General features: G+C 39.8%; 26 protein-coding genes and 1 other annotated feature. Of the genes, 21 read left to right on the top strand and 5 right to left on the bottom strand.

What is annotated here, in order from left to right; translation table 11 throughout:
• The first annotated feature begins 41 nt into the window (after positions 1–41).
• Positions 42–113, top strand: a sequence feature (ribosomal protein L21 leader region).
• 14 nt (positions 114–127) lie between these two features.
• The 7 genes from rplU (at position 128) to pheA (ending at position 4518) form a co-directional block, all read left to right on the top strand.
• Positions 128–436 carry a 50S ribosomal protein L21 gene (rplU, locus tag JNUCC25_RS23395; RefSeq protein WP_013059337.1) on the top strand — a complete coding sequence of 103 codons (309 nt, stop codon included), beginning with the start codon at positions 128–130 and terminating at the stop codon, positions 434–436.
• Between the two features lie 9 nt (positions 437–445).
• Positions 446–778 (top strand): ribosomal-processing cysteine protease Prp, encoded by a 333-nt coding sequence (locus JNUCC25_RS23390; protein WP_013059336.1) that lies wholly within the window; start codon positions 446–448, stop codon positions 776–778.
• Positions 779–794: 16 nt separating this feature from the next.
• Positions 795–1088 (top strand): 50S ribosomal protein L27, encoded by a 294-nt coding sequence (gene rpmA / locus JNUCC25_RS23385; RefSeq protein WP_013059335.1) that lies wholly within the window; start codon positions 795–797, stop codon positions 1086–1088.
• A gap of 171 nt (positions 1089–1259) precedes the next feature.
• On the top strand, positions 1260–1796 hold the full coding sequence (locus JNUCC25_RS23380; RefSeq protein ID WP_029320103.1) for a Spo0B C-terminal domain-containing protein: 537 nt from the start codon (positions 1260–1262) through the stop codon (positions 1794–1796).
• A gap of 51 nt (positions 1797–1847) precedes the next feature.
• The gene (gene obgE, locus JNUCC25_RS23375; RefSeq protein ID WP_013059333.1) at positions 1848–3134 is read left to right on the top strand and encodes a GTPase ObgE; all 1287 of its coding nucleotides are present in this window, start codon (positions 1848–1850) and stop codon (positions 3132–3134) included.
• Positions 3135–3167: 33 nt separating this feature from the next.
• Positions 3168–3617, top strand: a complete 450-nt coding sequence (locus tag JNUCC25_RS23370; protein ID WP_013059332.1) for an ACT domain-containing protein — start codon at positions 3168–3170, stop codon at positions 3615–3617.
• 28 nt (positions 3618–3645) lie between these two features.
• Positions 3646–4518: a prephenate dehydratase gene (gene pheA / locus JNUCC25_RS23365; RefSeq protein WP_013059331.1), complete on the top strand. Its 873-nt coding sequence runs from the start codon at positions 3646–3648 to the stop codon at positions 4516–4518.
• A gap of 29 nt (positions 4519–4547) precedes the next feature.
• Here pheA and JNUCC25_RS23360 read toward each other — a convergent pair whose 3' ends face one another.
• Both JNUCC25_RS23360 and JNUCC25_RS23355 read right to left on the bottom strand, forming a co-directional pair.
• Positions 4548–5093, bottom strand: coding sequence for a transcription repressor NadR (locus tag JNUCC25_RS23360; RefSeq protein ID WP_013059330.1), 546 nt, complete (start codon positions 5091–5093; stop codon positions 4548–4550).
• 15 nt (positions 5094–5108) lie between these two features.
• The gene (locus JNUCC25_RS23355; RefSeq protein WP_029320107.1) at positions 5109–6245 is read right to left on the bottom strand and encodes an IscS subfamily cysteine desulfurase; all 1137 of its coding nucleotides are present in this window, start codon (positions 6243–6245) and stop codon (positions 5109–5111) included.
• Between the two features lie 89 nt (positions 6246–6334).
• On the opposite strand from JNUCC25_RS23355, the gene nadB reads away from it, so the two are divergent.
• The 6 genes from nadB (at position 6335) to JNUCC25_RS23325 (ending at position 13070) form a co-directional block, all read left to right on the top strand.
• Entirely contained in the window at positions 6335–7879 is a 1545-nt protein-coding gene (nadB, locus tag JNUCC25_RS23350; protein WP_013059329.1) for an L-aspartate oxidase, read from the top strand.
• A gap of 36 nt (positions 7880–7915) precedes the next feature.
• A complete protein-coding gene (gene nadC / locus JNUCC25_RS23345) occupies positions 7916–8809 on the top strand; it encodes a carboxylating nicotinate-nucleotide diphosphorylase (RefSeq protein WP_013059328.1) in 894 nt (297 codons plus the stop codon).
• A complete protein-coding gene (nadA, locus tag JNUCC25_RS23340; RefSeq protein ID WP_140457057.1) occupies positions 8766–9866 on the top strand; it encodes a quinolinate synthase NadA in 1101 nt (366 codons plus the stop codon). Before nadC ends, nadA begins: the two co-directional genes overlap by 44 nt.
• 214 nt (positions 9867–10080) lie before the next feature.
• Positions 10081–11361: a SafA/ExsA family spore coat assembly protein gene (gene safA / locus JNUCC25_RS23335; RefSeq protein WP_140457056.1), complete on the top strand. Its 1281-nt coding sequence runs from the start codon at positions 10081–10083 to the stop codon at positions 11359–11361.
• Positions 11351–12316 (top strand): aminoglycoside phosphotransferase, encoded by a 966-nt coding sequence (locus JNUCC25_RS23330; protein ID WP_252284415.1) that lies wholly within the window; start codon positions 11351–11353, stop codon positions 12314–12316. The genes safA and JNUCC25_RS23330 overlap by 11 nt, the downstream gene beginning before the upstream one ends.
• 94 nt (positions 12317–12410) lie before the next feature.
• A complete protein-coding gene (locus JNUCC25_RS23325; RefSeq protein ID WP_013059324.1) occupies positions 12411–13070 on the top strand; it encodes a YhcN/YlaJ family sporulation lipoprotein in 660 nt (219 codons plus the stop codon).
• A gap of 103 nt (positions 13071–13173) precedes the next feature.
• Here the strand turns inward: JNUCC25_RS23325 and JNUCC25_RS23320 are convergent, their stop codons facing one another.
• On the bottom strand, positions 13174–14253 hold the full coding sequence (locus JNUCC25_RS23320) for a YsnF/AvaK domain-containing protein (protein ID WP_013085108.1): 1080 nt from the start codon (positions 14251–14253) through the stop codon (positions 13174–13176).
• Between the two features lie 290 nt (positions 14254–14543).
• On the opposite strand from JNUCC25_RS23320, the gene JNUCC25_RS23315 reads away from it, so the two are divergent.
• The 7 genes from JNUCC25_RS23315 (at position 14544) to yajC (ending at position 19755) form a co-directional block, all read left to right on the top strand.
• Complete coding sequence (locus JNUCC25_RS23315; RefSeq protein ID WP_377262359.1) at positions 14544–15056, top strand: BofC C-terminal domain-containing protein; 513 nt, start codon at positions 14544–14546, stop codon at positions 15054–15056.
• A 321-nt stretch (positions 15057–15377) separates the two neighbouring features.
• Positions 15378–15989 (top strand): Holliday junction branch migration protein RuvA, encoded by a 612-nt coding sequence (gene ruvA, locus JNUCC25_RS23310; protein WP_013059321.1) that lies wholly within the window; start codon positions 15378–15380, stop codon positions 15987–15989.
• 16 nt (positions 15990–16005) lie between these two features.
• The gene (ruvB, locus tag JNUCC25_RS23305) at positions 16006–17007 is read left to right on the top strand and encodes a Holliday junction branch migration DNA helicase RuvB (protein ID WP_013059320.1); all 1002 of its coding nucleotides are present in this window, start codon (positions 16006–16008) and stop codon (positions 17005–17007) included.
• Complete coding sequence (locus JNUCC25_RS23300; protein WP_029320121.1) at positions 17004–17204, top strand: DUF2905 domain-containing protein; 201 nt, start codon at positions 17004–17006, stop codon at positions 17202–17204. Before ruvB ends, JNUCC25_RS23300 begins: the two co-directional genes overlap by 4 nt.
• A gap of 23 nt (positions 17205–17227) precedes the next feature.
• Positions 17228–18256, top strand: coding sequence for a tRNA preQ1(34) S-adenosylmethionine ribosyltransferase-isomerase QueA (queA, locus tag JNUCC25_RS23295; protein ID WP_013059318.1), 1029 nt, complete (start codon positions 17228–17230; stop codon positions 18254–18256).
• Positions 18257–18279: 23 nt separating this feature from the next.
• Positions 18280–19419 carry a tRNA guanosine(34) transglycosylase Tgt gene (tgt, locus tag JNUCC25_RS23290; protein ID WP_013059317.1) on the top strand — a complete coding sequence of 380 codons (1140 nt, stop codon included), beginning with the start codon at positions 18280–18282 and terminating at the stop codon, positions 19417–19419.
• A gap of 72 nt (positions 19420–19491) precedes the next feature.
• Positions 19492–19755 carry a preprotein translocase subunit YajC gene (yajC, locus tag JNUCC25_RS23285; RefSeq protein WP_013059316.1) on the top strand — a complete coding sequence of 88 codons (264 nt, stop codon included), beginning with the start codon at positions 19492–19494 and terminating at the stop codon, positions 19753–19755.
• 35 nt (positions 19756–19790) lie between these two features.
• On the opposite strand, the gene JNUCC25_RS23280 is transcribed toward yajC, so the two are convergent.
• Positions 19791–20174, bottom strand: a complete 384-nt coding sequence (locus JNUCC25_RS23280) for a TIGR04086 family membrane protein (protein WP_013059315.1) — start codon at positions 20172–20174, stop codon at positions 19791–19793.
• 146 nt (positions 20175–20320) lie between these two features.
• Here JNUCC25_RS23280 and JNUCC25_RS23275 point away from each other — a divergent pair, with 146 nt between their 5' ends.
• A complete protein-coding gene (locus JNUCC25_RS23275) occupies positions 20321–20974 on the top strand; it encodes a DUF421 domain-containing protein (RefSeq protein WP_029320123.1) in 654 nt (217 codons plus the stop codon).
• 20 nt (positions 20975–20994) lie between these two features.
• Here JNUCC25_RS23275 and spoVB read toward each other — a convergent pair whose 3' ends face one another.
• Complete coding sequence (gene spoVB, locus JNUCC25_RS23270) at positions 20995–22545, bottom strand: stage V sporulation protein B (protein ID WP_029320125.1); 1551 nt, start codon at positions 22543–22545, stop codon at positions 20995–20997.
• Positions 22546–22653: the final 108 nt, after the last annotated feature.

Here is a 22653-nt window from a genome sequence, read left to right as displayed (position 1 = left end):
CCTTTGATTTGTAGTAAGATTTAATATGTTGGTTTGTAGCACCCGTGCTACAACCGCTCAGAACAGGTTTTAAGTTCACTTGAACACCTGTGATGGCGAGTCTTAGTTTTTAGAGGAGGTGCAGAGAATGTACGCAATTATTGAAACTGGTGGTAAGCAAATTAAAGTAGAGGCTGGTCAAGCAATCTACGTTGAAAAACTTGCTGGTGAACAAGGCGAAACAGTTACTTTTGACAAAGTATTATTTGTAGGTGGCGACAGCGTGAAAGTTGGTGTTCCTTTCGTAGAAGGTGCAACAGTTACGGCTAAAGTTGAAAAACAAGGTCGCGCTAAAAAGATCACTGTATTTAAATACAAAGCAAAGAAAAACTATCGTCGTAAGCAAGGTCACCGTCAACCTTACACAAAAGTTGTAATCGACGCTATCAACGCGTAATTATAACAAATGATTAAGGTGACGATTTCTCGTGATGCAAATAAGAAAGTTGACGGGTTCACGATGAGTGGACATGCTGACTTTTCCGAACACGGAAAAGATCTTGTTTGTGCGGGAGCATCTGCAGTTTCATTTGGGACAATTAATGCTATCTTTTCAATAAGTGGGGTTGAACCGCACTTAGAGCAAGGTGGAGATGGTGGGTATCTCCGTTGTGAGATTCCAAAAGATGTGGATTCGTTCACATTGGAACAGATTCAATTGCTATTAGAAGGTATGGTTGTTTCACTGAAAACGATCGAATTAGATTACAGTAATTATATAAAAATTAACGACAACTAAACAGGAGGTGGATGTCATGTTAGTAAGATTAGACCTTCAATTCTTCGCTTCTAAAAAAGGAGTAGGTAGTACTAAAAACGGTCGTGATTCAATCTCGAAACGTCTTGGTGCTAAACGTGCTGATGGCCAATTCGTATCTGGTGGTTCAATTTTATACCGTCAACGCGGTACTAAAATTTACCCAGGTGCAAACGTAGGTCGTGGTGGAGATGATACTTTATTCGCTCAAATCGACGGTATCGTTAAATTTGAACGTTTCGGTCGTGACCGTAAAAAAGTATCTGTATACCCTGTTGCTCAAGAAGCATAAGATACAAAAAGAAAACTCTAACCCAAGTAGGTTAGAGTTTTCTTTTTGTAGAATATTTCACCTATTACCCATTGGAATTTGTTATAATCGAACATATCTAAGAAGATTGATACGAGATGTTTGTCAGCGTTGTGAAATACTTATGCTCGAGTCAAAGTTAGGAGTGCTAAGATGGAAAAAGAATGGGATGTCGTAGAGGTATTAAGATACGCGCGGCATGATTGGTTAAATAAGCTGCAATTAATCAAAGGCAATCTAGCGTTGAATCGGCTTGATCGAGCGAATGAAATCATTGAAGAAATTGTAAATGAATCCAAACATGAATCCAAGTTAACAAACATCAATATGCGACTGTTTGCGGGCTTTGTTATGACCTATCATTGGAATAACCATGCTGTTCGCTTAGATGTGGAAGTGCTCGGAGAATTGAAGGATTTATCACAATACGATGAGTTCGTATACAACTGGTGTTGCTATTTGACAGAAGCACTCGAAAAATATGTTGATTATCATGCAGAAAACTATTTGAGTATTTCAGTATGCATTGAAGAACGGGGAATTCGTTTCTTTTTTGACTTTAGTGGAATACTAACAGATATACAGAAGCTACAAAACAAGCTACAATGTTATGAGTGCGCTCAAGGAGTTGCATTGGTTGAACAGCATATGTCTGAAGATGAATTTAGCCTTATGCTCACAATAAGTTAACAGCGCTTTTGCTATTGCAGGAGCTAAGATATAGAACGGAGTGAAAAAGAAATGTTTGTAGATCAGGTCAAGGTATATGTAAAAGGTGGCGACGGAGGAAATGGAATGGTTGCCTTTCGTCGCGAAAAGTACGTACCAAAAGGAGGTCCTGCAGGTGGTGACGGTGGTCACGGTGCAGATGTCATCTTTGAAGTAGAAGAAGGATTACGTACGCTGATGGATTTCCGCTATAAGCGTCACTTTAAAGCAAGCCGCGGTGAACATGGAATGTCAAAAGGACAGCACGGACGTAACGCTGAGCCGATGGTTGTAAAAGTTCCACCAGGTACGGTTGTGTTAGATGAAGATACGAACGAAACGATTGCTGATTTAGTTGAGCACGGCCAGCGCGCAGTGATTGCTAAAGGTGGACGCGGAGGGCGTGGGAATACGCGTTTTGCTACACCTGCAAATCCAGCACCGGAGCTTTCAGAAAATGGAGAGCCAGGTAAAGAGAGAAATGTAATTCTTGAATTAAAAGTATTAGCGGATGTAGGATTAGTTGGTTTCCCAAGTGTTGGAAAGTCAACGTTATTATCCGTAACGTCTGCTGCAAAGCCAAAAATTGCTGAATATCATTTTACAACAATTAATCCGAATTTAGGAGTAGTTGAAACAGAAGATAATCGCAGTTTTGTGATGGCGGATTTACCAGGGCTAATCGAAGGTGCACATGAAGGGGTAGGATTAGGTCATCAGTTTTTACGTCACATTGAACGTACCCGCGTTATTGTCCATGTAATCGATATGTCAGGTTTAGAAGGCCGTGATCCATATGAAGATTACTTAACCATTAATGAAGAGCTGCGTCAATATAATATGCGTTTAACAGAACGTCCGCAAGTAGTGGTAGCAAATAAAATGGATATCCCGCAAGCTGAAGAGAATCTAGCTGCATTCAAAGAAAAAGTAGGAGACGAAGTGAAAGTCTTTCCAATTTCTGCAGCAACACGTGATGGAATCCGCGAACTGTTATTTACAGTAGCTGATCTTGTAGAAACTACGCCGGAATTCCCAATGCAAGAAGAGGAAGATCTATCTATGCACCGCGTACTGTACAAGCATGAAAAGAAAGAAGTGGAATTTGTTATTACGCGTGATAGTGATGGCTCATACGTATTAAGCGGTGAAAAAATCGAAAAATTATTCAAGATGACTGACTTCTCACGTGAAGAATCAGTTCGTCGATTTGCGCGTCAGCTTCGAGGCATGGGCGTCGATGAAGCCCTTCGTGAACGAGGAGCAAAAGATGGCGATATTGTAAAGCTGTTTGAATATGAATTTGAATTTATTGACTAATTGTTGTTCATAGGATAAGGGGAGGGGCTTTACTTGCATAAGAGCGATAAGCAGTTTTATTTAGTTCGCGAAGATGTATTACCAGAAGCGATGAAAAAAACATTGGATGCGAAGCTGTTAATTGAACGGGGAAAAGCTGAATCGGTAGCAGATGCCGTACAAGCCGTAGACTTGAGTCGCAGTGCTTTTTATAAGTACCGCGACACGGTCTTTCCGTTTCAGACGGTTGTCAAACAGCGAATTATTTCACTATTTTTTCATATTGAAGATCGATCAGGAACTTTATCACATTTATTGAGCACCGTTGCATCATCGGGATGCAATGTGTTAACGATTCACCAAACTATCCCTTTACAAGGGCGTGCCAACGTAACTCTTTCATTAGATACAGCAAGCATGAATGTTGAATTAAATGAAATGCTGCGAAGACTGAAAAGCTTAGAGTTTGTAGATAAAGTGGACGTGCTTGGTTCAGGGGCATAATGGCAAACAGATATAGATAAGGAGAGACATGATTGTGGGGAAAGTAGGATATTTAGGACCAAAGGCAACATTTACACATGTAGCCGTCCAAGGCGTATTTAAACAGCACGACCATATTCCATACAAAACAATTCCAGCATGCATTGATGCAGTGGATAACGGAGAAATTGAGTATGGAATTGTACCGTTAGAAAATGCACTTGAAGGATCTGTAAATTTAACACTTGATTATCTTATTCATGAACGTCGTCTGCCGATTGTTGGGGAAATTGTGCTTCCAATTCGTCAGCATTTAATGGTTCATCCATCTCGTGCAAAACAGTGGAAAAACATTGAAACGATTTATTCTCATCCTCATGCAATTGCGCAGTGTCATAAATTTTTACACGGAGAATGTACGTCAACTGCAGTAGAAGAGATGACATCAACGGCGTTTGCTGCGAAGTATGTAAGCGAACACCCTGAGCTTAATATTGGAGCTATTGCGAATGGGTTAGCAGCCCATGAATATGGATTACATATTGCCTGCCCGAACATTCATGATTATGATCATAATACAACAAGATTTGTTATTTTGCATAAAGATGGAGGACAAGAGGTGCCATTTTTAGCTGGAAACGGGTGCAAGACAACGTTAATGATTACACTTCCATCTGATCAGGCAGGAGCGCTTCATCAAGTGCTTTCAGCCTTCTCCTGGCGTAAGCTAAATCTGTCTAAAATTGAATCCCGTCCTATGAAAACAGGGCTTGGAAACTATTTCTTTATCGTTGATATTGAACAAAAAATGGATGAAGTATTAATCCCTGGGGCTATGGCTGAACTTGAGGCACTAGGCTGTAGCGTAGAGCTTTTAGGAAGCTATCCCCATACACTACTTGAAACAGAAATCCCGCTTTAAAGCGGGATTTTTTTTGTTATAACACCTTTTTATTCATTCGAAACTAAATAGCCTTCCTCTTCAAGAGCTAAGCAGGCAGCATTCAGTTTTTCAATTGTATCTGCTTCAATCGTATGAAGGTGAATCCCATCTGTTAGCTGAGATAAATAAGTTGCGTTTGTTTCTTGAATTTTTTCTATGAACGTTTCTACTTCTTTTCGGGTTTGAATCATAACAGAAGCCGTTAATTCACCATACACAGGGTGTTCAACGGTTACATCTTTTACGAGAACGCCGTGGTCAACAAGCAGGAGAAGCTCCTTTTCAGCATCTTCTGGCGTATGCTGACAGGCAATAATTCGCTGATGCACGGTAGTTTGAGATGGATTTTGAATATAAATATATCCTTGGCTTGTTGCGATAATGGGCTCATTTTTAGCTTTAAGCAGTGAAATATCTTGTACAATGACTTGGCGGCTAACGTTTGTTCGTTTCGAAAGCTCACTGCCTGTCATTGGTTTATTCTCTGTTTGTAACCATTGTAGAATAAGTTCTCTTCTTTCTTCTCCAAGAATTTTCTTTTGAGTTCCTGGCACCTTTAATCCCTCCTTTTACACTGTCATAAATTCTTGCTGTAATGAATGAAAAACGGATATGAGTCGATCAATATGCTTAAACGTTGAATGTTGACTGAATGAAATACGTACAAAGTTCTTAGCATTCGCAGTCGATTTCCCAATCGCAAGTAGAGAAGCTAATGGTTCCTGCTGATTTACATGACAGGCACTTCCCGTAGATATAGCAATTCCGTGACGATTACATTGTAACATAACATATTGACCCTGTATGTTTGAAAACGTCAGTCCAATAATTCCAGGAAAATGAGAGTTCCCAAGACCTTCTACTTCTATAAAAGGAGCAAGAGGCTCTAGGTTTTCCAGTAAGTACGATTTTAAGCGCTCATAATGGCTTCGGGCGGTCTTCATTTCTGCATATGCGCATTCAGCTGCTGCAGTAAAGGCAGCAATGCCCGCTGTATTTACAGTCCCAGGGCGAAAGCCTTTTTCATGAGTTGCTTTATGGTAAATAGGCTTCCAAGAAGAACTTGAATTCATGTATACCATTCCTACACCTTTTGGTCCGTAAATTTTATGACTAGAGACTGAGATGCTATCAGCTTTCAGCTTTTTAACATCAATAGGAAGCTTACCGAAAGATTGAACACAATCACAGTGAAAGAGAATTTCTTTTTTAGCTAAAAAATGGCCAATATCCTCAACTGGCTGAATTGTACCGAGCTCATGATTGATATGCTGAATGGCTACTAGCACAGTGTCAGGTCGAATAGCCTTCTTTAAGTCGTCTACAGACACAACTCCGTTTTGATCTACAGGTACGTAAGATAGAGAAAATCCTTCTTTTTCAAGCTGCTGCAACGTATGAAGAACCGAAGAATGTTCAAGCTTCGTTGTCACTATATGTTTTCTTTCGTCATTTTTTCCTTTTAAAAGAGAATGAATAGCTAAGTAATTAGCTTCTGTTCCCCCGCTTGTAAAAAAAAGATCATCCTCTCGACAATTTACTAACAGGCTTAATTTTTTTCTGCATAGCGTAAGTAAATTCTCTGCTTGTGTTCCAAGTGTGTGAAGGCTGCTGGAGTTTCCATAATAGCTTGTTGCCGCTTCAGTATATACTTCAATTGCTTCTTGTCTCATTGGCGTTGTTGCTGCATAGTCCAGATAAATCATTTTCTCCCTCCGATAAAAAAACTTCTTGTCTTTCATTTAATAATATGTAAATATAGGTGTCAAGACACATGTAAATAAAGAGGTGTAAAATGTTAGAGACGGATGTTTTAATTATTGGAAGCGGATTAGCAGCGTTTTCTGCAGCTTATGAACTGTGTCGTCATAACAGAGTTGTAATGGTAACGAAAGGGAAAATTGACCGCAATAACTCAGTTCTTGCTCAAGGCGGAGTAGCAGCTGCTATTGGAAGCAGCGATCACTGGAGTGAACATCTCTATGATACGTTGGTTGCGGGCAATAAGCATTGCAATGAACAAGCGGTACGCACTTTAGTGGAAGAAGGTGCGGCTGTAGTAAATGAATTGATTCATAAAGGAATGAAGTTTGATAAAAATCCAGATGGTACGCTGCATTTTGGAAAAGAAGGAGCCCATCGTATGAATCGTATTCTGCATGCAGGTGGCGATGCAACAGGACAAGCGCTGTTCGCTTTTTTGAAAAAAGAAGTACTGCCATATATTACAGTGATTGAAAACGAAATGATTCAGCATTTAGTAACTGTAGATGGAACGTGCAGAGGTGCTATCGGACAAGGTGAAAACAACAAAATTACTATATATCATGCTCGCCAAACGGTTATTGCTACGGGAGGAATCGGCGCTTTGTACAAGCATACATCTAACCAGCCGCTTGCGACAGGAGATGGGCTAGCGCTTGCGTACAGGGCTGGAGCAAAATTAGCGGACTTAGAATTTGTTCAGTTTCATCCGACGCTTTTGTATCAAAAGGAAGCGAAAGGTCTAGTATCCGAAGCGGTTCGAGGGGAAGGTGGCGTGCTGGTAAATGAATGGAATGAACGCATAATGGAAGGCGTTCATCCCTTTAAGGATTTAGCACCGCGAGATGTTGTAGCAAGGACAATTTTTAATGAAATGAAAAAAGGAAGATCCATATTTTTAGACATTGAAAAAGTGGCTCATTTCCAACGAAAATTTCCTACGATTACGGCACTGTGTCGAAAGTATAAAATTCAACTGGACAAAAAACGAATACCTGTTACTCCCGGCGCACATTTTTTAATGGGTGGAATTGAAGTAGATGGTTACGGACAAACAAGTGTTGAAGGATTGTATGCTGTGGGGGAAGTTTCTTCTACAGGCGTTCATGGAGCAAATCGTCTAGCAAGCAATTCATTGTTAGAGTGTCTTGTATTTGGAAAACGGACAGGGCGTCATATTTTACATAAAGCGAGAACGGTATCTCGTTATGTCCCCGTCCATTACGTCTATAAAGGCATGCCTAAAATACTGCCTGCCACAAGACAAATTCAGCATAAAATGATGGATTGTGTAGGAATTATTCGTCATGAAAACGAATTGGCTACTATTGTGCATGAATTCACAAATTATTTGGATGGAATACCTCTTGATCAAGAAGTTATATATTCGAGGGAAGCTGCGACCATCTGCAATATGCTAACTGCAGGTCTGCTTATTGCAGAGTCCTCTCTTGCAAGAAAAGAAAGTAGAGGAGGACATTACCGAAGTGACTTTCCGCATGAAAACCAAGAATGGGAGCATAAGCGAATTATTAAGCAGTCTACTGCTTCAACAAAACAGTCATTGATTTTATAAGCAAGGAAATTTAAAAAGAAAGGTGAAGGTAGCACAATGAACACGTTGAAATTACAAAAACTATTGCAGTCTTTTTTTATAGAAGACATTGGAGATGGAGATATAACTTGTGAAGCTATTTTTTCTCCGTCTGACCAAGGGAAAGCTGTGTTCACGGCAAAGCAATCAGGTATTATCGCAGGAGTGGAATTGATTAAAGAAGGATTTCATTTAATAGACCCTGACGTGAAAGTGAATTTCGAGAAAAAAGATGGAGATGTTCTTAAGCCTGGCGATAAAATAGCTACCGTTTCAGGACCCGTGCGATCTATTTTGACCGGTGAACGGGTAATCTTAAACTTACTTCAAAGAATGAGTGGCATTGCCACGATGACGCACAAAGCCGTAGCGCTGCTTGGCAGCTCACATACGCGCATATGTGACACGCGAAAAACAACGCCTGGTATGCGAATGTTAGAAAAGTATGCTGTTCGTGCTGGAGGAGGTTATAATCATCGTTTTGGATTGTACGATGGCGTCATGTTAAAAGATAACCATATTGCACATGCAGGATCTATTCTAGACGCTGTTGTGAAAGTAAGAGAGCAGGTTGGACATATGGTTAAGGTGGAAGTAGAAATTGAAAACAAAAGTCAATTGCTAGAAGCAATAGAGGCAGGAGCAGATGTCATTATGTTCGATAACTGTTCTCCAGAAGTCATTAAAGATTGGATACCGCTGGTTCCCGCTCATATTGTCACAGAAGCATCCGGTGGAATTACGCTTGGCACGCTCCATTCTTTTAGAGACAGCGGAGTGGACTATATTTCACTTGGAGCTTTAACGCATTCAGCAGGGTCTATCGATATCAGCTTGGACTTATTAACAGAAAGGGGAACAGGAAATCATGAGTTTATTACAAACGCTTCAGCAGCAAACGCTGCCCGCTAAATATACGCAGCTCACAGAAAATGAAATGAAAAGAAGAGTACTAGAAATCAAGAAAAATCTCGGAAGCAAATTGTTTCTGCTCGGCCATCATTATCAAAAAGACGAAGTGTACGAATTTGCAGATGCGGTAGGAGACTCCTTACAGCTGGCTCAAATAGCAGCTGAAAATAGAGAAGCTGAGCATATTGTGTTTTGCGGCGTTCACTTCATGGCAGAAACAGCTGATATTTTAACAGCTGAAAATCAAAAAGTCATTTTACCCGATATGCGCGCTGGCTGTTCAATGGCTGATATGGCTACTATTCAGCAAACAGAAAAGGCATGGCCTGTCTTACAGGATCTTTTCGGAGATACGATTATTCCGCTTACGTATGTGAACTCTACAGCTGCAATTAAATCTTTTGTAGGCGAACATGATGGTGCAACAGTAACATCGTCAAATGCAAAAAATATGGTGGAGTGGGCATTTTCTAAAAAAGAGCGCATTCTCTTTTTGCCAGATCAGCATTTAGGCAGAAACACTGCTTATGATTTAGGTGTTGGACTAGATGAAATGGCCATTTGGAATCCTATTGAAGAAATGCTTGAATATGAAGGGGATATAAACAACATCAAGGTGATTCTGTGGAAAGGTCACTGTTCTGTGCACGAAAATTTCACGGTTAAAAATATTGATTATTTACGCGAGAAGCAGCCTGATATGAATATTATTGTTCATCCGGAGTGTTCTTATGAAGTGGTGCAAAAATCAGATTATGCAGGTTCTACAAAATATATTATTGATACAATTGAAAAAGCTCCTTCAGGCTCTAAATGGGCCATTGGCACGGAAATGAACTTAGTGAAACGGATTATCAACAGTCATCCGGATAAAGAAATTGTTTCGCTTAATCCTTATATGTGTCCTTGTTTGACGATGAACCGAATTGATTTGCCTCACTTGCTGTGGGCTTTAGAAAGCATCGAAGAAGGAACAGAAGTGAATCAAATCAAGGTAGATAAACATACAGCACAAGGGGCGATCAAAGCGCTAACGAATATGTTAGAACGAGCATAAAGATTTTTAAGACAATTAAAAAGAGAAGGTCTAAAAGAAGACTTATTGACATATTGTTTGTGTTGATAAGTCTTTTTTTCTTTATCATAAAAACTTGAACCAAACTGTGGGCGAAATGAATAAAAAAATGGTTCAAGGCATATCTTGTGATGAACAAACAGAACTTACTTTGATTTTGCACATATAGATGGCAGAGACTCTACTCGGGAGGGGAATGACGTTGAAAATCCATATCGTTCAAAAAGGGGATACCCTTTGGAAAATCGCTGAAAAGTATGGGGTTAATTTTGAAGAGTTAAAAAAAGCGAATTCTCAATTAAGCAATCCAGACATGATCATGCCTGGAATGAAAATTAAAGTTCCGACAAGCGGAGTGCCTGTTCAAAAAGAAGGAGCTCCTTCACCTGGTATAAAAGAAATGCCTAAAGTCCAACATCCTTATAGTGACCAATCCACAAAAGCTTATCCAGTAACGGAAATTGATGAAAGTCCAGATGAGAAAAAGTCAGCTAATCAGCCTGCTCAAACACCGTTTATGCAACCGATAAAAGAAGCACCAATTGCGCAGCCAAAGAAAGAAGCACCGATTGCTCAACCGAAAAAGGAAGCACCGATTGCGCAGCCAAAAAAAGAAGCACCGGTCGCACAGCCTAAAAAAGAAGCACCAATTGCGCAGCCTAAAAAAGAAATGCCAGTTGCGCCAAAGCTTCCTAAATTAAAGCCAATTGCACCTGAGATTGATATTAACAATTATTACACCGTTAATATGGCGATGCAGGCTCCAAAAAAAGAAGCACCAAAAGAACTACCCAAGCATGAATCGCTAGAAAGTCCTGAGATGGAGAGTATAGAAATGCCTCCTCAAATGCCATGTTACCCAATCATGCCGATATCGCCTGTGATGCCAGGCTACGGATTTAATTATATGCCGTGTCATCCGCCAATGTATGCACCGCAGCCATATCCAATGCCAATGTATCAACAGGCTCCAATGTATCATCACGGTTATGAAAACGAATCGTTTGAAGAACATGCAATGGGCGCTCACATGGCACCGATGCCAATGTATCCAATGATGCCACACAGCTGCTATGGACCGGTACAATGTTCTCCTTGTCCGCCTCCATGGGGATATCAGCAGCCCGTTTATCCAGCCTATCATCAAGCACCGATGTATCCACAAGTACAAGGAGCTATGACAGGTGGCCATTATGAAAGTTCTTCCGATGGTTTTGGAAACGCACCTTACCATTATGGGCAGCAATATGCGCCACAGCAGCAAGGAGACTGCGGATGCGGTGAACCAAGACCTGACGACTATGCACCACAGCAGCCTTATCCACAGTACCAACAGCAGGTACCTTATGGCTTTCAGGACCCAAGGGCACCCTATCCAGCCCCATATGGCATGATTGGTGTACCTCCGTATCCTGCGTTTGACCCAAATGCATTTAGTATTCCAGAATATGATGAGTACGACGAAGATGAAGATTGATTATTATACACGAGACGATTTTAATTTAAATCGTCTCTTTCTCTATTTGAAAAGAAGAGATATTCACGTTGAGACCTACCGTATGAAAAAGCCTCATGTCATCATAGCGGATACGAATAAAGGAAAAAAAGTAATAAAAGCATACAGAGACAAAGGTAAAATTGAACATGTTTATCATTTTTTATCTCAGATTCAACAAGGGTACGCTGTTAATTTCGAAGCTTACCCAGAAGGTGAACTTTATATAAAGGACCGTCATTTGTATTGGGCGATGATGCCTTTTGTTAAGCAAGTAAAAGAGGTAACGTATGAAAGTTTTCAGGATCGGGAAGAAGTATTACAAACATTGACCCGCTATCATAGAGAGGTTCAGAAAAAGAAAATAGCCGTGTATACAAAGCTTCCTGAATATGATCTTATTTTAAAGTGGAAAAAGCGGCTTTCCTCTTTTCGAGAAGCATCACATATATTTAGGGAATTTAATCAATTTCATGTATATAAAGACATTGTGACTTGGGGAGAAAAAGCTTTAGTCTTAATGGAGCGTTTCAAAGATAGTGGGTTGAACTGTTCCATTATTCATGGTGACGTTGCTTCACATAATTTCTTGAAAACAAACCACTTGGGTATTGTTATGATTGATTTTGACTTATCGGCTAAAGCTCCTGCTCTTTATGACTATGTTCAGCTTGCCCAGCGCTTTTTGCCTTACGTCCAGTGGTCGATGAAAGAACTACTTCAACACTCGAAAATAAAAGAATTAAGCAAGCAGCGTTTTTTTCTTGCTTCTTTACTATTTCCATCGATGCTGATGAGAAACTGGAATATAAATGCCTCTGCTTTATCATGGGCAAACCGCCAAAGGTTAATGCAGCAATCAGTCGAAGAATGGTCACAGCGTACACATTTTTATCGAGTGATTTACCAGCACTTACAAAACCTACATGACATGTAAAGAGTTTATAAACACTTCATCGAATAAGAAACGCCTCGTCTTTTAATCCTAATAGTAAGCTCAGAGTAAATAGAGCTTAAATTAGGGGGCGATTATGTTGAATAGGTATGTAGCAACTTCTTTAGCTTTTGCATGTATGATGGGACTTGGCGCTTGCAATAACAAAGACCAAGGTATGGAACAGCGCTATACAGATACGACACAGCCTGTTGGGTATCATACAAATGAAAAAGCGAATGAACATCGCGTAGATAATCCGAAAGGTCCAATGACTGAAGTTTTAGATGGGAATGGAACACCTAATTATCCGTTAAACGTAAGTGATGGACGTTTTGACAATCCGACAAACCCTTATGGAAACATCAATAATACAAATGATCGTACAAATGGCGTTGCTAATATGTATTATGGTGAAGATTATCCAAGAGACTTTACGGAAAAAGTGGCTGATCGGGCTGCAAGTGTTAAAGGTGTAGAAAATAGTCGCGCCGTTGTCCGTGGAGATCAGCTATTAGTTGCTGTGGATCCGGCCAAAGACATAAATAACGGCCGTTTAAAACAAAACGTGCTCGATAAAGTAAAGCCTATTGCAAAGGACTACAATGTTCAAGTAAAAGTAGATCATGATGTATTTATGAACGCTCGCTCTCTTGATGACGATATTCGAAATGGAAAAGACCGAAATACGATTCAAACTAATTTCAATGGTCTATTTGAATCAGTCGATGAGAATGTCAATCATAAACATCGTTAAATGAAGAAGCAGCTGTCTGTGAAGGACGGCTGTTTTTTTGATGAGAAGACATATAAAAAAGCTGCCATTGAAGCCAGGCAGCTATTCCTCGAACATGTAACTATTAATTTTTCTTGTTAGAAGCAGATTTGTTTGTTGTTTTGGATTCCGCTTCTTCCTTTTGAGCGTTAGTTTCATTTTGTTTGAGGCGACCTTCTCTTTTTTTCGTATCTGCTGGTGCCGTAGCGACACTCTTTGTATTTTTAACATTTTTTGCAGAAGAGCTTGTCTCATTAGCTTGTGTGTTTGGCTTCTCGTTGTTAGTTGTCTGACTATTTTCGTATTCAGCTTCCACGTCGCTTGCTAGAGCTGCAGAAACTTGAGCGTAAGTATGGTCTGTATAGTTCATCATATTTTCGTATACTTCAGGGCTCGCGAGTCCATCAGGTTCTACGCTTGCTTCTTCTTTCTTAATCGTTTCAGTCCATTCTTTTGTTTCTTGAATAAGTTTTTTTCCTATAATTACTTCTTCAACAATAACTGGTCTTTTGGTTATTTCTACTCGTTCTTCCATGATTGGAACACGAATAATTTCATCTTCTGTAAGTGGCCCAGCGTTATAGTCTCCGTCAACTACAGGGCGACGTTCAATATAAAACTCTTCTCTCGTAACAGGAACGTGTACAGTTCTTTCTTCCTCTATTACTTTTTTGTGGAGTTTTACTTCACCGACTTGGACGCGTTCTTTTAAGACATCTAATTTTTCTTCACGTAGTTGGACGGCTCTATGCTCGTTGTGTTCCGTATAGGTTCCGTACGCTGGAGTTTGTTCAGAGCTTACGGCATCTATCAAGATTAGAATTTTACCAGCAGCTACATCTGTCTCGCACTGCACGGCTGAGAAGTCTGGTATGCCCATGCGGATTAATTTTGATTTCAAGCCGTTTCCTTGTTTGAGCCCCATGCCGCCTGTCATCATGGTAAAAAAGTTATCCATCATGACGCCAGCTAATGAACTTACGGCAGGTGAACCAGCTTCAATAATTACATTTGTATCGTGACCTATTTGAAATGTATTGCTTTTACTGTTAGAAATGACCATAATGTCTGTTTCTCGATAACCTTGACGCTTTAAATTATGGATAACATCTAAAGCTTCTTTCTCTGAAAAAAAAGTTCCGACTACACGTTTATTCATTCTCATTACTTCAGCTCCCTTTTTATGAAAATAGATAATAGAAGTCCTTACAATTACTTCCACTATGTACATACCCTTCGAAAATTTAATTAAAACGTTCAAGAGAAAATTTTACAAATAGTGTGCAAATGTAACAAATACTCCATGTTTTCTTAACATAATATCGTAAAAGGGATTTGCTTCATAAAATAAGAGGATAAAAGAAAATAAGTAGGTCAAACTATTAGTGTAGATTTTCACAAAACCTTTTTAGATAATACTAAAAAGAGTATGATTAACGTGTGAGGTGAAGGTGAGTGAAGAAAGTCATTCATCAAGCAGCTTTTTTAATGCTAGTAAGTATTGTGCTTTGTATAATGCCATACCGTGCAGATGCGAATGAAAAGGAGCCGATGACATTATTTCTTGAGCGCGTGTATGTGGATGGAGTCGTAAGTCAAGAGATGATCAAAAGCCCTTCTATGACGAAAAAACAATTAATGAAAAAATATAAAAATTGGCGACTGCTTAAAGAAACGGATCAAGAGCTAGTTTTTAGAACAAGCATAGACGATATTTCACCTATTTTAAAAGAAAACGGTTATGTAGGGCTTTCTGTTAACGGTATTCTCTCAGCATTTGAAGGCAAACCAGCTTCGTCGCAGCACATTATACAGTCGTTTTTTCAAATTGACATCAAAAGGCTTGAGAGTTATCAGCATGAACAATTAAAGAAAGGTATTCGCGTTCAATCAAAAGATGAATATCTTTCTCACATTAATTTCTATAAAATCTATCAGCTCCAGCAGCGGCCGCTTTCAATCAAGTAGCCGTTTTTTAGTATGGTAAAATAATTATTGAATTCAACATTCTAAATTGCTTCTATTTGCTTTTGGCGATATGTTAAAATGGTATTCAGCAGTCTAGTATTGTATATATTTTAAAAGGTCATTCATCAATAGAAGTGGGCGGTTCTATTTTTTACAGCTATTGTAAAAATAGGTTGACAAAGATGAAAAGAGGCAAACGTTCTCTTGAACGTCTTTTTAAAAAGCAGCTTTAAAGGAAAATAGAGAACGATGCGGGCAGGATTCTTCGTAGGCAAAGTTGAAGATCACTGCCCGCGCGTACGTGATTAAGGAGAGAGCTTATTGTTTGATTATATCAAAGGCACCGTTACATATATAAATCCTGAGTATGTAGTAATCGAAAACAACGGGATAGGCTATCAAGTCTTTACGCCGAATCCATATGTATTTTCAATTGATGAACAACCCAAGACGGTTTACACCTATCAATATGTAAGAGAAGACGTAATTGCACTTTACGGGTTTGCTTCCCGAGAACAAAAGGATTTATTTATGAAGTTAATTAGCGTGTCAGGAATCGGCCCAAAAGGCGGTTTAGCTATTTTAGCGTCAGGTAATCCAGCGCAGGTTGTCCAAGCTGTGGAAGAGGAAGACGAGAAGTTTTTAGTTAAGTTTCCAGGAGTAGGTAAAAAAACAGCTCGACAGATGATTCTAGATTTAAAAGGAAAACTGCATGATATTGTACCAGATGCCGTTCCTTCTTTATTTGCAGATTTGGACGCACAAGAAGTCAAATCTCAAAGTTCAGAAGCACTCGATGAAGCGATTGAAGCACTGAAAGTATTAGGTTATGCAGAAAGAGAAATCAAAAAAATTGTTCCGGCTTTAATGAAGGAAACGATGACAACGGATCAGTATATTAAAGAAGCGTTAAAACGATTATTGAAACAATAAGTAAGGGAGGAGTAAAATGGACGATCGTATTGTAACGGGAGATGTTCTTGGTGAAGAAGAAATCATCGAGCAAAGTTTGCGGCCGCAAACCTTACAGCAGTACATTGGTCAGCATAAAGTAAAATCCCATCTTGACATTTTTATTAAAGCTGCCAAAATGCGAAGCGAAACGTTAGATCACGTGCTTTTATATGGTCCTCCAGGATTGGGGAAAACAACTCTTGCTACTATTATCGCTAATGAAATGGGCGTGCAAATCCGAACGACCTCAGGACCGGCTATTGAGCGTCCAGGAGACTTAGCCGCAGTTTTAACTAGCTTAGAGCCTGGAGATGTGCTTTTTATTGATGAAATTCATCGATTAAATCGTTCGGTTGAAGAAGTACTATACCCAGCAATGGAAGATTTCTGTTTAGATATTGTTATTGGAAAAGGACCGAGTGCACGTTCCGTCCGTCTGGATTTGCCTCCGTTTACGCTAGTAGGTGCAACGACAAGAGCAGGGCTTTTATCTTCTCCTTTGCGTGATCGCTTCGGCGTTTTAAGCCGTTTAGAATATTACCAAGAAGAAGATCTTGCTTCGATAGTAGAAAGGACAGCCGCTATTTTAGATGTAGAGATTGATGAGAAAGCTACGTTTGAGATGGCTAGGCGTGCTAGGGGAACCCCGCGTATTGCGAATCGCTTGCTTCGAAGAGTCAGAGATTTTGCTCAGGTCAAAGGAGACGGAGCCATAACCGAAAGGCTTGCCAACGAAGCATTAGAAATGTTGCAGGTGGACCGTTTAGGTCTTGATCATATTGACCATAAATTATTAAGAGGGATTATCGAAAAATTTAGGGGCGGACCTGTAGGGTTAGACACCATATCGGCTACTATTGGTGAAGAGTCTCACACAATTGAAGACGTATACGAGCCGTATCTATTGCAAATCGGCTTTTTGCAGCGAACGCCGCGAGGACGAATTGTGACGCCTTTGGTTTATGATCATTTTCAGCTGGAGGTGCCTGATCAGTGAATGATATGCCTAAGATGCTTATCACATTAGGGGGCATTTTAGTCGTCATTGGGCTATTATGGCAGTATGTTGGCAAGCTTCCTGGCGATATTTTTATCAAAAAAGGAAATACAACCTTTTATTTCCCGATTGTGACATGTATTCTAGTAAGCGTTGTGTTATCACTTATTTTTTATGTAATTGGCAAATTTAAATAATTAAGTAGAAACAGGTGAACATTTTGAAAGTAGATTTATTTGATTTTCATTTACCAGAAGAATTGATTGCCCAAACGCCGCTTGAGCAGCGAGATGCGTCAAGACTCATGGTATTAAACAAGGAAACAGGAAGTGTGAAACATCATATGTTTCATGACCTTCTTGATTATGTGCAAGAAGGAGATTGTTTAGTGTTAAACGACACGCGTGTTCTTCCTGCACGATTATTTGGGACAAAAGAAGATACAGGTGCTAATATTGAAGTATTGCTTTTAAAACAAACACAAGGCGATACGTGGGAGACGCTTGTAAAACCGGCTAAGCGAGTAAAAGAAGGCACGGTTATTTCGTTTGGTGACGGACGTCTGACAGCTGTATGTAAAGAAACGAGCGACCAAGGCGGACGTTTGTTAGAATTTAACTATGAAGGCATCTTTTATGAGGTGTTGGAACAACTGGGAGAAATGCCGCTGCCGCCTTATATTAAAGAACGCTTGGATGATCAAGAGCGCTACCAAACGGTTTTTGCTCGCGAACAAGGTTCTGCAGCAGCGCCAACAGCAGGTCTTCACTTTACAGAAGAGATGCTTGAACAGTTAAAAGAAAAAGGTGTGCATATTGCATTTTTAACGCTTCATGTCGGATTGGGTACATTCCGTCCAGTCAGCGTTGACGACTTAGAAGAGCACGATATGCACTCAGAGTTTTATCAAGTGAGTGAAGGAACCGCTGCTTTACTAAACAGCGTACGCGAAAAAGGCGGTCGCATTATTTCAGTAGGCACAACTTCTACCCGTACCCTTGAAACGATTGCAACTGAGCATAACGGCAAATTTGTTGCTTCTTCAGGCTGGACCAATATTTTTATCTTCCCAGGGTATGAATTTAAAGCAATTGATGGAATGATTACAAATTTCCACCTTCCAAAATCTACGCTCATTATGCTTGTAAGTGCCTTAGCAGGAAGGGAAAACGTCATTTCTGCCTATGAACAAGCTGTAGCAGAGAAGTATCGCTTTTTCAGCTTCGGCGACGCGATGCTAATTTTGTAATTTAACATGAAAGGAATACATCAATGACAGCAATTCGTTACGAACATATAAAAACTTGTAAACAAACAGGAGCGCGTTTAGGGATTGTCCATACGCCTCACGGCTCATTTGAAACGCCTATTTTTATGCCAGTAGGCACATTAGCTACAGTAAAAACAATGTCTCCGGAAGATTTAAAAGCAATGGGAGCAGGCATTATTTTAAGTAATACGTATCATTTATGGCTTCGTCCGGGTCATGAAATTGTTAAAAAAGCGGGAGGCCTTCATAAATTTATGAACTGGGATCGTCCCATCTTAACGGATTCAGGCGGCTTTCAAGTTTTTAGCTTAAGTGATTTGCGCCGTATTGAAGAAGAAGGAGTTCATTTCCGCAACCATTTGAATGGAGACAAGCTTTTCTTATCTCCAGAAAAAGCGATGGACATTCAAAATGCGCTTGGGTCTGATATTATGATGGCATTTGATGAATGTCCACCTTATCCAGCAGAATATGACTACTTAAAACGTTCAGTTGAACGCACAAGCCGCTGGGCAGAGCGATGCCTTGAGGCTCACAGCCGCCCTCAAGACCAAGGTCTTTTTGGGATTGTTCAAGGCGGAGAGTTTGAAGATTTACGTCGTCAAAGTGCAGCTGATTTAGTTTCAATGGACTTCCCAGGTTATGCTGTGGGAGGCCTGTCAGTTGGAGAACCAAAAGATGTAATGAATCGTGTGCTTGAGTTTACGACGCCATACTTACCAACCGACAAACCACGTTATTTAATGGGAGTAGGATCACCTGACTCGTTAATTGATGGAGCGATTCGCGGGATCGATATGTTTGATTGCGTATTACCAACGCGTATTGCACGTAACGGAACGCTTATGACAAGCGAAGGTCGTCTTGTTGTTAAAAATGCAAAATATGCAGAAGACTTCGGTCCGATTGATCCAAACTGTGACTGCTATACATGTCAAAATTATTCAAGAGCGTATATTCGCCACTTAATTCGTTGCAATGAAACGTTTGGAATTCGTTTAACATCTTACCATAACTTATATTTTCTGCTAAACTTAATGGAGCAAGTCCGTGAAGCCATTCGCGAAGACCGACTTGGCGATTTCCGCGATGAGTTCTTTGAAAAATATGGGTTTAACGGCCCGGACGCAAAGAATTTCTAGGTCACTACAGGAATTTTCATCAAATTTATGAATGAGTACCTGTTGATAATATAAATAAAAGGAGGAGTTTTCATGGGTGTTTTACAAAATATTTGGCCATTACTTTTAATGTTTGTCATTTTCTATTTCTTGTTAATCCGTCCACAGCAAAAACGTCAAAAAAACGTACAGCAAATGCAATCAGCACTTAAAAAAGGTGATAAGGTTGTTACAATTGGCGGTATGCACGGTTTGGTAGACGCAATTGATGAGTCACAAGTTGTGGTTCGCAGCACTGACGGTTCAAAATTAACGTTTGATCGCAATGCTATTCGTGAAGTAAGAAGCGTAGATTAATAAAAAAACGTCACGTACATGTACGTGACGTTTTTTTATGCTTCTCGTGAACCGGCAATGTTTACGCCAACAATTCCCCCGAGAATAGCGACTCCAATAAATCCAGCGTGAAATAACAGCTGCTGTGCAGAAAACAGGTGACTATAGCCGAGGAATTGTAGTAAAAACATTAAAAAAGAATAAGAAACACCAGTGGCTCCTCCAACAAGAAGTCCCTTTGAGCCGTTTCGTCCTCCCGCGATAAATCCTCCGATAAACAGTGTGATAAATGAGAGAATAAGTAAAAATAAACGGACCGACTGTTCTTCAACCGATGTAAATTTTAAAATAAGCGAAAAGATAATGCTAATTGCTAAACCCATCACCAAGACTGTTGCCACTCCTGCAAATACAGCGTTGCTCATTCGTTTTGCACCCAACTTGTTTCCCCCTCATGAAATAAAAAGATAGGTGAACCCTTAGTACGAGCATATTCGAGAGACCTTCAAAATAGACGCGTAAAAGTAAGGCTATTTTAAAATAAATGGTACAAACTACAAGGGAATACATAAAGGAGGTCTTTGCGGTGGAGTTGTTGATCATGGTTGCGCGAACCGTTCTTTTATATGTAGTAGTTTTAATTATTTTTCGCGTTATGGGTAAAAGGGAAATAGGGGAGCTGAGCATATTGGATTTAGTGGTCTTTATTATGATTGCTGAAATGGCAGTAATGGCTATTGAAAACCCAAAAGATCCTTTGCTGCATTCAATTCTTCCGATGTTAACGCTTCTTATTATTCAAATTGGCTTAGCTATATGGTCTCTTAAAAGCAATCGAATGCGAAATTTTATTGATGGAAAGCCTAGCATTATTATTGAAAATGGAAAAATAAACGAACATGAAATGAAAAGGCAGCGATATAACTTCAATGATTTGCTCGTGCAGCTGCGAGATAAAAATATAAAAAATGTAGCTGATGTTGAATTTGCTATTTTAGAATCTTCAGGAAGGCTATCCGTGTTTGAAAAAGATCAGCAATCAGGTGAAAAAGGCAATTTGAATTTGCCTTTTATCATTGACGGCATTATTCAAGAAGAGCATCTGCTGCATGAACATAAAACGACGGAATGGTTAAGGACAGAGCTGGCAAAGCTAGGGTATTCAAACTTAGATAAGATTTCATATTGTAGCTACGACAAAGGAAAATTTTTTATAGATTTGGTAGATGTGAAACAATAAAACGCGGATTGCTCCGCGTTTTATTTTCGTTTAAAATAGCGTAAAACAGAAAAACGGTTTAATTCTTCTCTTGTTATCAGTCTAAAAAGCAGCAAAAACAGTACGTATACAAAACTTGTAAGTGCAATCGATAAAACGGTTCGTAAGCTCAAAGGGATGGAAGTGAAAAGGTTCATATAAGCGAAGTGTCCGGTAAAACCTGATATTCCCATTACAGAAAAACTGCGAAGATACTCAAACACATGAAGCTTATACGTAATTTGTTTCATGACGGTAGACAGGTGTAAAAGAGTGACAAGCATCATTCCAACAACAATTGCAAGACCAGCTCCCATAATGCCTAGATTGGGCTGAGTTGCGAGTAAGAAGATAAGAGATGTTTTGACCGCTGCTCCTATAAAACTGTTAATCATGGCGGCTTTTGCAAGGTCTAGCGCTTGCAGAACAGCTTGAAGCGGCCCTTGAAAGTAATAAAAGATAAAAAAAGGCGCCATTACTTTGACAAAAATAGCAGCTTTGTCAGAACCATACATCAATTCCATTACCGGATTAGCAAATACATAAAGAACAACAACGGCCAGTCCGCCTGTTACAAACGACAAGCGGAGAGCTTGATGAAGCCGATATTCGATTTGTTTCATTTGATTCTGTGCAAGAGATTCACTGATTGCGGGAACCAAAGAAGTGGATAGAGACACCGTTACAAAAGAAGGCAGCATCAGGAGAGGGAGTGCAAAGCCTGTTAATTCTCCATACTGCTTCGTTGCTACAGCTGTCGCTACTCCTGCAATTGCTAAACTTTGAGCTACTACAATCGGTTCTAAAAACCAAGAAATTGACCCAATCATGCGGCTTCCTGTCGTGGGAAGAGCGATTCGCATTAAATCAAAGAACGTGTCTTTGCCCGCATGTAAAGAAGCAAAAAATTTTCGTCTTACCGTTATTTTCTTCTTTCGCTTGAACATAAACACCATATAAAACAGTGAAGCTAGTTCTCCAAATACGGAAGATAGCATAGCGCCAGCCGCAGCGTACTCAATTCCATAAGGCAAAAATGCTTTTGTACATACGGCAATTAACGTAATGCGCACGACTTGTTCGATAATTTGAGAATAAGCGGCAGGCTTCATTTGCTGCTTTCCTTGAAAATATCCGCGGATGACAGACGAGACGGCGATGATTGGAATAACTGGAATAATCGCAAGCAGCGGATAGATCGTACGTGAATCTGTAAAGAAGGTTTTTGCTACAACGGGAGCGAATAATATTAGTCCGAGCGTAAATAAAATGCTCAGCGTACACGTAATACTTAAAGAGACGACAAGTATTTTTTTTATTTTATGCCTGTCACCTAAAGCTTCTGCTTCTGCCACTAACTTGGATATGGCAACCGGTAGCCCAAGCTGTGTTAAGGTGATTACTAATACCAGCGTGGGGACCGCCATCATATAAAGTCCCACACCTTCGTCTCCAATCATTCGAGCCACCACAATTCGATTGACAAACCCGAGTACACGTGTAATTAAGCCAGCAATTATTAAAATAATAGTTCCCTGTAAAAATTTAGACATATACTCACTCTTTCTTGAGGTTTATACAGTGAATATATGCGCCCCCGGTGTCCAAGCATGACAAGTATTCCTCATACGAGAAAGAAATTTTACGCAAAATGTCAAACG

It is taken from the genome of Priestia sp. JNUCC 25 (genome assembly GCF_053667915.1).
This window is presented reverse-complemented; position numbering and strand designations above follow the sequence as displayed.

Coding starts and splice junctions, on each gene's coding strand:
- JNUCC25_RS23320 (WP_013085108.1), bottom strand. CDS start 14,253: ATGAGAATGAATAAACGTGTAGTCGGAACTTTTTTTTCAGAGAAAGAA.
- spoVB (WP_029320125.1), bottom strand. CDS start 22,545: ATGTCTAAATTTTTACAGGGAACTATTATTTTAATAATTGCTGGCTTA.
- nadB (WP_013059329.1), top strand. CDS start 6,335: ATGTTAGAGACGGATGTTTTAATTATTGGAAGCGGATTAGCAGCGTTT.
- obgE (WP_013059333.1), top strand. CDS start 1,848: ATGTTTGTAGATCAGGTCAAGGTATATGTAAAAGGTGGCGACGGAGGA.
- nadC (WP_013059328.1), top strand. CDS start 7,916: ATGAACACGTTGAAATTACAAAAACTATTGCAGTCTTTTTTTATAGAA.
- JNUCC25_RS23330 (WP_252284415.1), top strand. CDS start 11,351: ATGAAGATTGATTATTATACACGAGACGATTTTAATTTAAATCGTCTC.
- JNUCC25_RS23325 (WP_013059324.1), top strand. CDS start 12,411: ATGTTGAATAGGTATGTAGCAACTTCTTTAGCTTTTGCATGTATGATG.
- tgt (WP_013059317.1), top strand. CDS start 18,280: ATGACAGCAATTCGTTACGAACATATAAAAACTTGTAAACAAACAGGA.
- JNUCC25_RS23380 (WP_029320103.1), top strand. CDS start 1,260: ATGGAAAAAGAATGGGATGTCGTAGAGGTATTAAGATACGCGCGGCAT.
- rpmA (WP_013059335.1), top strand. CDS start 795: ATGTTAGTAAGATTAGACCTTCAATTCTTCGCTTCTAAAAAAGGAGTA.
- ruvB (WP_013059320.1), top strand. CDS start 16,006: ATGGACGATCGTATTGTAACGGGAGATGTTCTTGGTGAAGAAGAAATC.
- safA (WP_140457056.1), top strand. CDS start 10,081: ATGACGTTGAAAATCCATATCGTTCAAAAAGGGGATACCCTTTGGAAA.
- yajC (WP_013059316.1), top strand. CDS start 19,492: ATGGGTGTTTTACAAAATATTTGGCCATTACTTTTAATGTTTGTCATT.
- nadA (WP_140457057.1), top strand. CDS start 8,766: ATGAGTTTATTACAAACGCTTCAGCAGCAAACGCTGCCCGCTAAATAT.
- JNUCC25_RS23355 (WP_029320107.1), bottom strand. CDS start 6,245: ATGATTTATCTGGACTATGCAGCAACAACGCCAATGAGACAAGAAGCA.
- JNUCC25_RS23390 (WP_013059336.1), top strand. CDS start 446: ATGATTAAGGTGACGATTTCTCGTGATGCAAATAAGAAAGTTGACGGG.
- pheA (WP_013059331.1), top strand. CDS start 3,646: ATGATTGTGGGGAAAGTAGGATATTTAGGACCAAAGGCAACATTTACA.
- rplU (WP_013059337.1), top strand. CDS start 128: ATGTACGCAATTATTGAAACTGGTGGTAAGCAAATTAAAGTAGAGGCT.